Source organism: Undibacterium sp. GrIS 1.2 (assembly GCF_040544435.1).
Lineage (GTDB): Bacteria > Pseudomonadota > Gammaproteobacteria > Burkholderiales > Burkholderiaceae_D > Undibacterium.
Genome location: NZ_JBEONP010000002.1, coordinates 52,148 through 65,225, shown reverse-complemented (window position 1 = coordinate 65,225; position 13,078 = coordinate 52,148). Strand labels below are relative to the sequence as shown.

General features: G+C 48.8%; 10 protein-coding genes. 7 read left to right on the top strand and 3 right to left on the bottom strand.

Annotation, left to right across the window (positions count from 1 at the left end):
- Nucleotides 1-21 precede the first annotated feature (21 nt).
- Nucleotides 22-825 carry a DUF3108 domain-containing protein gene (locus AAKU61_RS01275; RefSeq protein WP_354328952.1) on the top strand — a complete coding sequence of 268 codons (804 nt, stop codon included), beginning with the start codon at nt 22-24 and terminating at the stop codon, nt 823-825.
- A gap of 24 nt (nt 826-849) precedes the next feature.
- Here AAKU61_RS01275 and AAKU61_RS01270 read toward each other — a convergent pair whose 3' ends face one another.
- The 3 genes from AAKU61_RS01270 to AAKU61_RS01260 all read right to left on the bottom strand — a co-directional run bounded on the left by AAKU61_RS01270 (nt 850) and on the right by AAKU61_RS01260 (nt 4,418).
- Complete coding sequence (locus AAKU61_RS01270; protein ID WP_354328950.1) at nt 850-1,731, bottom strand: substrate-binding periplasmic protein; 882 nt, start codon at nt 1,729-1,731, stop codon at nt 850-852.
- A 246-nt stretch (nt 1,732-1,977) separates the two neighbouring features.
- Nucleotides 1,978-3,546 carry a hypothetical protein gene (locus AAKU61_RS01265; protein WP_354328948.1) on the bottom strand — a complete coding sequence of 523 codons (1,569 nt, stop codon included), beginning with the start codon at nt 3,544-3,546 and terminating at the stop codon, nt 1,978-1,980.
- Nucleotides 3,543-4,418, bottom strand: coding sequence for an ABC transporter ATP-binding protein (locus tag AAKU61_RS01260; protein WP_354328946.1), 876 nt, complete (start codon nt 4,416-4,418; stop codon nt 3,543-3,545). The genes AAKU61_RS01265 and AAKU61_RS01260 overlap by 4 nt, the downstream gene beginning before the upstream one ends.
- Before the next feature lie 430 nt (nt 4,419-4,848).
- On the opposite strand from AAKU61_RS01260, the gene AAKU61_RS01255 reads away from it, so the two are divergent.
- The 6 genes from AAKU61_RS01255 (at nt 4,849) to AAKU61_RS01230 (ending at nt 13,058) form a co-directional block, all read left to right on the top strand.
- A complete protein-coding gene (locus tag AAKU61_RS01255) occupies nt 4,849-5,088 on the top strand; it encodes an acyl carrier protein (RefSeq protein WP_354328945.1) in 240 nt (79 codons plus the stop codon).
- 104 nt (nt 5,089-5,192) lie between these two features.
- Nucleotides 5,193-6,380 carry an acyl-CoA dehydrogenase family protein gene (locus tag AAKU61_RS01250; protein ID WP_354328943.1) on the top strand — a complete coding sequence of 396 codons (1,188 nt, stop codon included), beginning with the start codon at nt 5,193-5,195 and terminating at the stop codon, nt 6,378-6,380.
- A gap of 54 nt (nt 6,381-6,434) precedes the next feature.
- Complete coding sequence (locus tag AAKU61_RS01245) at nt 6,435-7,346, top strand: amino acid--[acyl-carrier-protein] ligase (protein ID WP_322120968.1); 912 nt, start codon at nt 6,435-6,437, stop codon at nt 7,344-7,346.
- Entirely contained in the window at nt 7,343-8,404 is a 1,062-nt protein-coding gene (locus tag AAKU61_RS01240; RefSeq protein ID WP_354328941.1) for a DUF1839 family protein, read from the top strand. Before AAKU61_RS01245 ends, AAKU61_RS01240 begins: the two co-directional genes overlap by 4 nt.
- The gene (locus tag AAKU61_RS01235) at nt 8,404-11,079 is read left to right on the top strand and encodes a glycoside hydrolase family 2 protein (protein WP_354328939.1); all 2,676 of its coding nucleotides are present in this window, start codon (nt 8,404-8,406) and stop codon (nt 11,077-11,079) included. The genes AAKU61_RS01240 and AAKU61_RS01235 overlap by 1 nt, the downstream gene beginning before the upstream one ends.
- Nucleotides 11,076-13,058 carry an alpha/beta fold hydrolase gene (locus AAKU61_RS01230; RefSeq protein WP_354328937.1) on the top strand — a complete coding sequence of 661 codons (1,983 nt, stop codon included), beginning with the start codon at nt 11,076-11,078 and terminating at the stop codon, nt 13,056-13,058. Before AAKU61_RS01235 ends, AAKU61_RS01230 begins: the two co-directional genes overlap by 4 nt.
- The last annotated feature ends 20 nt before the right edge of the window (nt 13,059-13,078 follow it).

Sequence of the window (13,078 nt, the reverse complement as noted above, 5' to 3'; positions counted from 1 at the left end):
AATGAAGAAAGACCAACCGCTATGCCAAAACTATTCTTGATGCCCGAACAAACTACTACTAAAAAATCGCGTCGCTTACTGATCCTCACTACTCTGTTCAGTAGCGTTATTGGCAGCACTGCGATTACATCCAATGCTGCAACCGCTGCAGAAGCAGACGCCAAGCAAAGTATTAACCTGCCGCCTTCCGCGACCTTGGTGTACACCATTAAAGCCAAGCAAAGCGGGATTACTCTCGGCGGTGACGCCAGCGTTGCATGGAAAACCTCAGAGCAAAAATACAGTATCGTGACAGAAACCCGCGCCATGTTGTTTGGCAAAATCCTGGATTCCAGTAGTGTAGGCAGCGTTGACGAATACGGTTTAGAACCAGAAAAATTTAATGAAAAACGGTTCCGCAAACCAGAGAGTATTACCAGCTTTGACCGCAAAGGCGATAAAAAAGTCATCAGCTTTAGTGAGTCAACTGAGACCTATCCGATCAAAGGTGGCGAACAGGATCGCACCAGTGCAAGCTGGCAATTAGTCGCGATGGCACGCGCCGCAGGCAATAAATTTAAACCCGGCAGCGAGTGGAAAATGTTTGTGGCAGGCAGACGCGATGCAGAAACATGGACGTTTAAAGTCATGCAAAATGAATCTTTATCCACAGCATTAGGGCAGCTAGACACGGTACATATTATTAAAGCGCCGCCACCGGATTCTAAAGATCAGCAGGTAGAGTTATGGCTGGCACCGAGTTTGGAATGGTATCCGGTACGTGTGCGGTTTAGCGATGCAGATGGTGATTTTGTAGAACAGATGATAGGGCAGATTAAGAAATAAAAAGGGCTCTGCTGACATGCCCGATTATTTAAAAAAAACAGGATGTTGACGCCATTCCTGGTTGGCTTGCTCTATTGCTTGCTCAACAAATTTTTCTTTAATCAGTTTATCTAATTGCTTGTTAAACGCATTCAAATAACTAAGGCAAGGACTTTGTGTGACAAAGCCAGCAAAATTAGGCACATCACTTAAGTAAGGATAAAGAGCGATGATTTTATGATCGTTGGGATAAGACATCAGTAGCGCTCTGCCGGGATAGAAACCCGTAAGTACGTAATCAAAACGGTCTGCTGCCAGCATTTTAAAACTGGTTTCAAGATCATTGGCTTCCTGAATTTTTAGCTTATTTTTTATAAAGCTATCAAACGGTTCACCGAAGCGGTTTCCTCTTGCAACGCCACCACGCAGTGCCACCAGATCGTCCCAGGTCGTAAAATTAATCTGTTTGTCAGTACGGACAAAAGCGGCAACGGGATTGAGCATCACCGGGTTGCTAAAAGTGAGGTAGGTGCGGCGCTCCGGGATGTCTTTAAGTGTAACGACCAGATCGATCGTGCCACTTTGCGCCGCGGCCAAGACCCGGTTAAACGGTCCAAGATAACGAATCTCGTAAGGCACACCAAGATCAGTAAAAATCCGTTTAGCGACTGCAACACTAGCGCCGTGCATGGTGGTGCCGTCATACCAATGCAAGGGTGGATAAGCAGGGTCCGCAGAAATGATGATCTTCTCGCAGACTCCAAGCGCCATACATTCAGCGCTGACGACCATACCAAGAGCGATCACAACAATCACGGCCATCCAATGCGAGAAGCGACGGCGTAAGTGATCGCAGGTCATACCAAGTTGTCTCTCCGCTTCTATTTGCATGTCAACTGAATCCGATCCTTGGGACAGATGTCTCATTATTTTTATAATGGTTTTGTTGTAATGTTTATACCATCATAGGACACTCTCCGGGTAACCGCAACTAGACTGACACCATTATATTGGGATGATTACTCGCATGTTGGTCAGAACATCAGATCGTACTTAAATATTACTCCCCCAGTGTATATTTTAGTTGTCCATACATTCCTTGGACAATCAGCCATTTTTTAAAAATAATAAGGGGAGTATATTAAAATCCCTACAAAAATGGCTGAACGCTGGTCATGCCGCGCGCCAGCGGGTGTAGCCATAAGCAAACACACTCACAATCAAACCAAATAGAGATTGCATAACAACCGATGATATCGTTGCGACCCCGTTAGCACCAACTACGTCCAGAAACGGGACATCTTTAATCTGCGTGGCAAGGTATAAGCCAAATAAAAATAGAGCAATAAAAGTTCTGGAAGTTCTGGTCATCCGCCCCAACAGATTGGCAGTGGCAGCAATCGCAAAAATTCCACTGACTAAGCTCACCGCGCGCAACATATCGTGACCAGCCCAACGCACAATTACCGGAGCAGTTAATAGCAAGCCGAGTAAGCAGCTGGCAACAATTTGCCGCCAGTAGCGCATCGACGCACCGCCCATGACTACGGCTGTCATGCTCTCAGTATCCGACTGGTAATCACGCACACTCAGGTCACTGATTTGCACGCCCCAAAATGCAACTACAATCAGAACAAAGCCACCTAGTAGTGCGCTGCCCACGGTGCAGCCCGCCAATATTGCGAATATAAGTCCAGCGCTCATGATGGGACTAGACGCCAGGCTCAAAGCCAGCTCCGCTACGACCTGACCGGTAAAGCCAGGTAGGCTGGCAGCCAAAGCAAATAGCGGTCGTGTGAGTTTGGTCAGTGGACGTAACAAGCGGTTGGCAAACCCAATCAAAGACCAAGACTGGCGGCGGACAGAAAGCTTGATTTTGTCCGGAGAAAACCGATGGAACAAGGCGATCGCCAGCAGCACAGGCAATGCCGCGATCACTCCACCAGCAATGCGCGTCAGCACTACCGTTGTTGACCAGAACTCCCCTTCTAACACCACAGGAGGCAAGGTCTTATCAAAATCAGAAATACCAATAGAAAAATGCGAGGTATGAAACATCGCCAGAAACCCTAGATTGGATGTCGCCACTCCAGAAAAATCAAATATCATTGCCGGCGTCCATGATGTGACGGAGCCATGATCAGCAATTACAATCGGTACTGTGCTTTGCAGCATCCACACAAAAAAATACGCGACGTCACCGGCCTTGCCAGATAAAGGGGCAAACGCTTCGCAAAATAAAGCCATGCTGCAGGCGAATATGACGGAAGGGAAAAATACGATTACATAGGTTTTCAGATACACCAGCAACTGTATCGGCCCTTCGCCACGCAACAAATGCAAGACCAGAATAGTCGCCAGCAATGCCAATATCAGCACACACAAATAAGCGACCGCACCCAGCCATCGCCCTATTAAAAATACGCTGTTACTAATGGGCATCGTTGCGAGTACGCTGCCGCAGCCGCTACGAAAATCGTCGTTCATACGACCACGTACCAGGTAAAAACCACCCAGACCAAAAAATAAATTCGCCAGTAACGAGCTACCCAGCGCCAGGCATAAACTATTGTAAACCACCCTCGCATCGCCTACGGATATCAATACCGAACCGCTAATCGGATCTGCAATCATCATCCAGGTAATCGCGACCACCGCCAAGATCGCGACGATGCTACTGATACGGCGGGTACGCAAGCGCACTTCACTTTGTATCATCGTCCACAAAACATAGGCGGTCATGCTGCCAGCTCCTGAATCGCATACTGCTGTGCCATCAAGGCTTCTTCCAGACTAGGCTCCGCAACCAGTGCGCCATTACAAGGTGAATGCGGATGCGCAATCCGCAAGTGGATCTGGGATTCATGTCTTTGTACCTGAAGTACCTGAACACGCTTGCTCAGCAACTCATATTCCTGAGTGTTTACGGTGACTGACCAGATGTGGCCGCGCCCATGTTTTACAAAACTATCCGGGGTGTCGTAAGCGATCAATTTACCCTTGCGCATGATCGCCAGATGGCTTGCCATGTTCTCAATATCGGAGACAATATGGGTCGATAAAATCACTAATTTTTTAAAGCCGATTTCTGACAATAGCTGGCGAAACCGTAATCGCTCTTCCGGGTCCAGACCTGCTGTCGGCTCATCGACAATCAAGATATCAGGATCATTCAGCAAAGCTTGTGCAATCCCCAGGCGACGGCGCATACCACCTGAAAACGTCGAGGCATAGCGATCCGCATGCTCATGCAAATTGACCATCTCCAGCAATTGTCTGATCCTGCTACCAGACGGATCGCGGACACCCTTTAAGGCCGCAAAATACTGTAAAAATTCTAGCGCACTCAGGTTAGGATAAACGCCAAAGTCTTGCGGCAAAAAGCCTAAGCGCTGGCGTATCGCATTCGGCTTTTTGGCAATATCAATCCCGTCAAATAAAATTTGACCACTGGTCGGCTTGGTCAATGTCGCTATCATCTGCATCAGCGAAGTCTTGCCAGCGCCGTTATGGCCGATCAGCCCCAGCACGCCGCTACTCAACTGCATAGAAACATCATCAACCGCCGTCACGGTCTTGTTATAGGTTTTTACGACATTGTGGAGTTCTAGCATGGCGTTTACTCGTCTTTTCAATATTAGGATGAAAATCAGAATAAATGGGATGCATCAAATGCTCCAGAGCTATAAGACAAAGTGCGAAGATCGGGGAATAAAACGATAAATTGAGGGCATCAGCAGATTGGTCGATGATGGTCAGAAGAATTGGGCAGCGATTTGCCGGGTCGTTGTACCCTCGTGACAAGCGCTGGCAATTGACGATGTTTAACTATGGAGAACATAGCAATCTGATATGCTCTTAATCAAGTTAGCGATAAATTTACCATTATGATTTGTGAGTAATTTTGAGTCGCTATGTCATCAAGCGACTTTTAATAGAATTAATTTCCATGCAGAAATTAATTCTGGGGGCGCTTCTTGATGTGACCCTGACTCCAGCTACAATCAAAGACGCATCCAGCATTTTAATTTTCAAAAAAAAATCATGAGCATAGAAAAAATTCGTCAAGTTTTAAAAGACCATGCGCGGCTGACTGTTGATATTGCCACGCTAGCAGATGATGCAGATTTGTATGAGGCAGGTATGACATCGCATGCCAGCGTCAATGTCATGCTGGCACTGGAAGATGCATTTGATCTGGAGTTCCCTGACCGCATGCTTAAGCGTAGCGTGTTTGAAAGTATGGCCGCAATGGACGCTGCAATACAGGAACTCACCGCCTGAAGGTTTTAGTATTGAAGTAGATAAGATGTAGGAATTTTTTTAGAAACTCCACCCTCTTATTTACTCACTTATTTAACGTAATACTTTTAGTCCACTACTCACTTATGCCTGCATCCACCTCTGCATCCACACTGATTGCACAAGCTAAGTCCATCGCTAAAGAAATTGCAGCCACTCATGCAGATGCAGTTGATAAGGATAGTCGTTTCCCGCAAGAGGCAATCACTGCGCTAAAAGAGGCGCAATTATTAAGCGCTTATATTCCTGCCTCTCTGGGTGGTGCGGGCGCTAGCCTAAGTACTCTGGTGGAGATTTGTGAAGCGTTAGGCCAGCATTGCTCTGCTACCGCGATGGTATTTGCGATGCACCAGATACAGGTGATTACTCTGGTCCGGCATGCATCTGATCATCCTTGGTATCAGCAGTATTTACGCGACCTGGTGACACACCAATATCTGATTGCCTCAGTCACGTCTGAGGTTGGCGTTGGTGGAGAAATGCGACGCAGTAGCTGTCACGTCCAACAAGATGACAAAAAAAATAGTATGCAATTTAAGTTAGTTAAAAATGCGACTACGATTTCTTACGGCGCTCAGGCAGATGACTTATTGGTGACAGCAAGACGCTCAGAAGACGCCGCGAATAACGATCAGTCCTTAATTTTGGTCCGCAAAGCCGACTACAGCTTAGAACAAAAAGGCGAGTGGGACACCATGGGTATGCGCGGCACTTGCAGCCCACCATTTTTGCTCAGCGCGAGTGGTGGTGCAGAGCAAATTATAGCGACACCGTTTGCGGACATGTCTAGCGTAACGGTAGTACCGGTATCGCACTTATTATGGAGTGGCATCTGGCAAGGTATTGCAGCAGCGGCAGTCAATAAAGCACGGGCGTTTGTGCGAGGTCAGGCAAGAGCTAATCCAGGTACTACGCCACCAACTGCATTGCGTCTTGCCGAGTTAGTCTGCACCTTGCAAACTATGCGCACTTCCGTGCAAGCCTGCCTGATTGAATACGAACAACTCGCTGCCGCACCCGATGCAGCGCAAGGGATTTTATCCTCCATGCCGTATGCGCTAAAAATCAATAATCTCAAAGTAGAAACATCGCAAATCCTGCCACAGATTGTGGGGAAAGCTTTATTAATCTGCGGAATTTTAGGCTACAAAAACGATAGTAAATTCAGTATGAGTCGTCATCTGCGTGATGCTCATTCAGCCGCATTAATGGTTGGCAATGATCGCATCTTAGCGACCAATGCTAATTTATTGCTGATATTAAAAGATGACTAAAATTCGGCCAAAAGAAAAATTAACAATCCCTAAAAAAAACTAAAAGGACAAACGATGTCAATTGATTTTTCTCCCGAGTTATTGACCGATGATCTGGTCGCTGCAGGTCATATTATTCCGGTCGGTGTACAAGGTATTTTTGGCCGTGGCCCGATGTTTGAAGATGTATTGCGCCAATTTGATGACTTAGTAAGCCGCCTGGCGATGCCTGACGGTGCAACTAAAATGTCCTTCCCTCCTTGCCTTGATCGCAAGGTATTGGAACAAAGCGAATTTCTGGATTCTTTCCCGCAACTGGCTGGCACTATTTTTAGTTTTACCGGCAACGAAGCCCAGCATAAAGAACTCAGCGAATGTGTGCATGAAGGTCGCCCGTGGACGCATCTACAAACCATGACGGCGGTGTGTTTGACCCCTGCCGCCTGTTATCCGGTTTACCCCAGCTTTAGCGGTACGCTGCCTGAGAATGGTCGCTTAGTCGACATGCAAAATTGGGTATTTCGTAACGAGCCATCGCCAGAACCAACCCGTATGCAATCCTTCCGTGTGCGGGAATTTGTCCGTGCAGGTAGCCCGGATATGGTCATCGCCTGGCGCAATATATGGCTGCAACGCGGCATTGATATTTTACTGTCGCTCGGCTTACCTGCGCGCTCTGAAGTCGCCTCCGATCCTTTCTTCGGGCGCGGTGGTCGCATGCTGGCAGCCAATCAGCGGGAACAACAATTGAAGTTTGAAGTCGTGATCCCGGTGATCTCGCAAGAGAAGCCTACCGCGGTTTGCTCCTTCAATTACCATCAAGATCATTTCGGAAAATTATTTCATATCCAAACAGCCGATGGCACTACGGCACATACCGCCTGCCTTGGTTTTGGTCTGGAACGGATTGTCATGGCTTTGTTTAAAACTCACGGCATGGATACCGCACACTGGCCACAAACTGTGCGCGACATACTCTGGCCATGAAGCCACCTCTACATCCTTCATCCGTCACGTGTTTTCAAGCGCTTGGCGATATGGATCATCAAACTTATCAGCAGCATAGCTTGCATGGATCTGATCGCGCCTGGGTAGAAACCAATTGCTATATCGATGTATGGATCGAGGTTTTACATAGCTTAAAACTGAATCCCGTCGCCTGTATGTCCATGGTATTTGCGCTGGATTTTGATGGCGATCAATGGACCTTCTACAAACCGCCGCACGAAGATTTATTTGCGCTGTATGGCATTGATGTACAAGAGCTCAATGTCTGGCGCTCTTTGTTAGAAAACGCTTGTACACAATTACAACGCGGTCGTCTGGTACTGACAGAAGCCGATTCTTTTTATTTACCCGACACTTCAGGTACCGATTACCGCAGTAATCACGTTAAGACCACGATTGCGATTCAAGAAATTGATTTAGAACAGCAACGTTTAGGCTATTTCCATAACAGCAGTTATCACCAGTTGAGCGGTGAGGATTTTGTTAAAACCTTCCGGGTTAGCGCACCATATGATGCGACGTTTATGCCACTGTTTGCCGAGTTTGTACGACTCGATCATTTACACCATGCAGACGATCGGACGCTGGCAATAATTTCTATCTCTTTGCTGGCAAAGCATCTGGCGCGCCGCCCAAAACATAATCCCATCAGCCTGTTTATGCCTGTATTTATCGCTGATGTAGAGCGTTTAAAAATCGAGGGTCTGACGGCATATCATGCCTATGCCTTTGCCACTCTGCGGCAATTGGGTGCGGGGTTTAGTATCGGGGCCAGTTATTTGCACTGGTTGCAGCAGTCTTTGGTCATGGCAGATGAAGCAGCAGAACAATTAAACACTGCGGCAACGCATTTTGAAGCCATCTCAAATGCAACTAAAACTTTGCTACTAAAAACCGCCCGCGCCGTCATGGGTAAAAAGCCGGTTGATCTGACGCCTGGCTTGATAGAAATGGCGCAGCACTGGCAATCCGGGATAGATCAACTGACGGTATTTGTGGGCGAGCAATCCAAGGCAAACGGTAAGGTGGACGGCTGATGGCCAAAATCACTCATCCCGGTCAAACCATCCTGGACGCTGAGTGGCAATATGCCGAGGTCGAGGCAGGCCAGTTTGCAGATGCGTCTATATTACCGTCTGAGTTAAATGCGCTGATCTGGAAAGCCGCCCAAGTACCCGGCACAGTGGCATCGGCACAACGTGAGGCAAAAGAATTTGCCTACGGTGCAACCAATTATGATGATTACGATTACTGGTTCCGTTGTGAATGCAGTTTGTCGCAAGCTGCCAGTCTGCGGTTTGATGGGCTGGCAAGTCTGGTCGATGTGTACTGGAATGATGCACTGCTGTTCAGCGCGGACAATATGTTCAGGCAATATCGTGTGGACATGCAGGCACACCAGAGCGGCGGCACAAACGGCGTAATCAGTCTGCGTTTTAAATCAGTCAACGCAACTTTAAAAATCCGACGTCCACGCGCACGCTGGCGCACTAAGCTAGTAGAACAACAGCAATTACGCTGGTTGCGCACCAGCTTGCTTGGTCGTATTCCCGGATGGTCGCCGCCGGTTGCGCCAGTCGGACCGTATCGGCCTGTGGTTATCGAAGCTGCGAGCGTAGTCCAGATCATCCATGCCGATATCCGTAGCAGCGTGCGAGATGGCGACGGTATCGTCAATGCGACAATCGAAATTAATACGTCCGTGTCGGTTGATAGCGCTACTTTAGCCATTAGTTTATGCGTAGGCGATCAACGTCTTGCGCTCACACTGGCAAAAAAAGAAAATGAAATGCATCAGCTACTGGCGCAAGGAGAGATGCAGATTGCACAAGCGCAGCTTTGGTGGCCACACACCCACGGCAATCCGGCCTGCACTCCTGCCTTATACTCGGCACATATTGAAGTCACTATTGGGACACAACAATACCTGTTTGACTTAGGCAAACTCGGCTTCAGGACAATTGAGGTGCGACAAAATGATGGCGACTTCCATCTGTATGTGAACGGTGTCTCGGTATTTTGTCGCGGTGCCTGCTGGACACCGGTAGATCTGATCTCACTCGCTGGCGATGCATCTGATCTATTGCCAACGCTGACATTAGCCCGCGATGCTGGTATGAATATGCTGCGGGTCGGCGGCACGATGTTGTATGAAAGCGATGACTTTTACCGGCTGTGTGATGAACTTGGACTACTGGTGTGGCAGGATTTTATGTTCGCCAATATGGATTACCCAGTGGATGATCCTGCTTTTGCTAAGAACATCCGCCAAGAAGCGACACAATTTTTAGGCCGCACACAACTCTCCCCCTGCATCGCGGTGTTATGCGGCAGTTCAGAGATAGAGCAACAGGCAGCAATGCTTGGTGTAGCGCCAAATCTATGGCGTAATCATTTTTTTGCAGACAGTTTGCCGCAGTTGTGTAAGTCCATGCGGCCAGATGCCACCTATATTGCCTCCAGCCCTAGCGGCGGCGTCATGCCATTCCAGCTGGATGCGGGTGTTGCGCATTACTTTGGCGTTGGTGCCTATTTACGGCCGCTGGAGGATGCGCGTCGCGCTGGTCTGCGCTTTACCTCTGAATGTCTGGGCTTCTCAAATATGCCGGATGACAGCACGATAGAGGCGCTGTTAAAAAATGGCGAAGCACCCGGTACACATCCAGTCTGGAAGCAACGGGTACCGCGTGATAGTGGTACAGGCTGGGATTTTGAGGATGTGCGCGATCACTATATGGCGCAATTATTTCAGCTCGATCCGGCGCGCTTACGCTATGCCGACCCGACGCGTTATCTGGCGCTGGCACGTGTGACAACTGGCGAAGTGATGGCACAAACGCTGGCCGAATGGCGGCGTGCAGGATCAAGTTGTCACGGTGCTTTGATCTGGTTTTTACGTGATCTTTGGCTAGGTGCCGGCTGGGGGTTGATTGATGCCATCGGCAAACCCAAAGCCGCTTATTACTACGCAAAAAGAGCAATGGCACCGTTAAGCCTATTAATGACGGATGAGGGTTTAAACGGTCTTGCGCTGCATCTCGTGAATGATAGCGCAGTCGCTTACCAAGGCACACTATCACTCGATTTATACCGGCATGGCGAGACGCGTATCGCGCTAGGACAACTCCAGATTGATCTGGCACCGCATAGCGTGATGCAGGTACGTGCGGATAGTATGCTGGAACATTTTTTTGATACCACCTATGCATATCGCTTTGGACCGCCCGGACATAATGTGGCGGTAGCGCGGTTTCAAACTGCACCGTCGTCAGCGCATTGCGAGGCCTTCTATTTCCCGTTGGGCATCGGTCAGTTAAGTAATCCGGTCGAGCGCGATCTGGGCTTACACGCGCATTTTGTGCAGACGGATGATGACCATGTGATGCTACATGTCTCAACCCGAAAACTTGCGCTGTCGCTGGCAATTGAGGTCGTTGGATATCAGCCAGAAGATAATTTCTTCCACCTGGCACCTGGCACAGAGCGTCATATTCGTCTGACACGTCTGACGCACCTAAGCAAAAATGATATTACCCAGAAAAATCTGGCAAGTGCCGACAAAATCCAAGGGACAGTTACGGCGCTCAATGCCATTAGTCCGTGCAAGATTATGAATGCTAGTCTCGTTACTAGTGCGAATGCGAATGCGAGTACGAGTGCGAACGCCAACGACCGTGATGCTGGAAGCCGTCTGGAAAGCAGCATCACATGACGACATCAGACAAGCAGTTGCTAGCCGATGCGCCATCGTCAGAATCGACGCTCACATCAACACACGCATCGATGCATATGTCGGCATTCAGACCCGCATTCACGTCGGCAGACATCCCGACAACATCGCCAATGAATATAGAGCAGCATGCTGCAAAGGCATTCTGGTTTGGCGATGCAGATACGCCTTTGTTAGCTTGGTATCACCCGCCTAAAACGGCGATGCGCAATTCTGGCGTGGTACTTTGCCCACCCTTTGGGCATGAGTATATGGTCTCGTATCTGTCGTATAAGCACTTGGCGATGCAATTGGCAGAAGCTGGCTTTCCGGTTTGTTTTTTTGATTATGATGGCTGCGGTGATTCTGCCCAGAGTGATACGGCGCGGGTGGCTGCCTGGCAGCACAATATACGTCAGGCGGCAGAACAACTACGCCGCTTGTCCGGAGTGAAGCAGATCAGTTTGTTTGGTATGCGCATGGGTGCTTTACTCGCAGCAGGCCTGGCAACTGAGTTAGCCTCACCTGCGCTGCTAATGCTGGCACCGGTAATATCTGGTCGAGCCTATGTGCGTGAACTAATGGTCTTGCGCGGCATGAGTGGGGTTGGCGCTGCGCATAAAAGTAATGAAGCAAAACCATCAGAACATAGCGTCAGTGATGATCAGCTGACGGGCTATACATTTTGCGCCAGTACGCGTGCAGCTTTAAGCGAATTAAACATCCTCAATCTGGCATCGCCACCGGCTGCCGTTATGATCGCCGCGCGTGATGATATCTCTGGTCAAGAGGCCAAACTGGCGACGACCTGGCGGCGTGATGAATATCAGATGCATCTGATTACCACTCCAGGTTATGCCGCAATGATGACCGAAGATGCGCATGAGTCCAGCGTGCCGCATGCGATCTGGGCAGAAATGTGCCAATGGTTGATACAGCAAATCCCGTTGCAGCAAGTCTCATTACAAGATCAGCAGGACGATACAACATCCACCTCAGCAAACATGCTGACCACGCGCTGTCGTATCCGGCATGGCGAACAAGTATTGCAGGAAGAAATCGTACAGTTTGATGGCATGGTTGGCATCGTTACCCAGCCTAGCCCGACCGCCACCAGCACCGATATCGGAATCAACACAGACAAAGCCAAAAACGACACTGCGCGACCAGCCATTATCCTCACCAATGTCGGTGCCAATCATCGCGTCGGCAATCATCGCTTATATGTAACGATGGCGCGCACACTGGCTGCGCAAGGCTTTACTGTTTTGCGTTATGACAAGCGCGGTATCGGCTACAGCCAACCAACACCGGAAGAGCAGGAAAATGATGTACACGGATTGCAAGGCGTAGAGGATATCGGCTCTGCCATGCAGTTTATGCAGCAAGCTTACAGACAACCCAGCTTTGTGCTGGCAGGCTTATGTTCTGGGGCGTATCTGTCGTATCTGGCAGCGGTACACGACCCGCGTGTGACTGGTCTGGTATTGATGAATCAGCTGACGTTTCACTGGCGCACCGGTAACGTAATACAGACGAAAAAAGCAGCGACCTTTAAATCAACCCAGTTTTATTTTAAAGCTGCCACGCATGGCAATACATGGCGTCGCATGCTCAGAGGCAAAATTGCCTCTCGTAAGATTTTTAGAAATCTTGCTAAAAAATTGATACAAAAACTGCTCGATCATATACGACATCGTTTAGCGCATTTTATGAAAACTCATCACCTGCTGGGACCGGTCGCCAGAAACTTTAAGACCATGCAGGCGCGTGGGGTGGAATTAGTATTTGTGTTTGATGCCAACGACAGCAGCATCGATTTGATGACCAAACATCTGGGTAGCAATGCCCATCTTTTGCAGCACAGAGACAGTCTTAAAATTGAAGTGATTAATGGCGTTGACCATACCTTCACACCAATGTGGTCGCAAACATATCTGGCGACCATGCTGGCGCAGCATCTGGCTAAGCGCTTCCCATAGGGGAAATCTCGATTAAATTA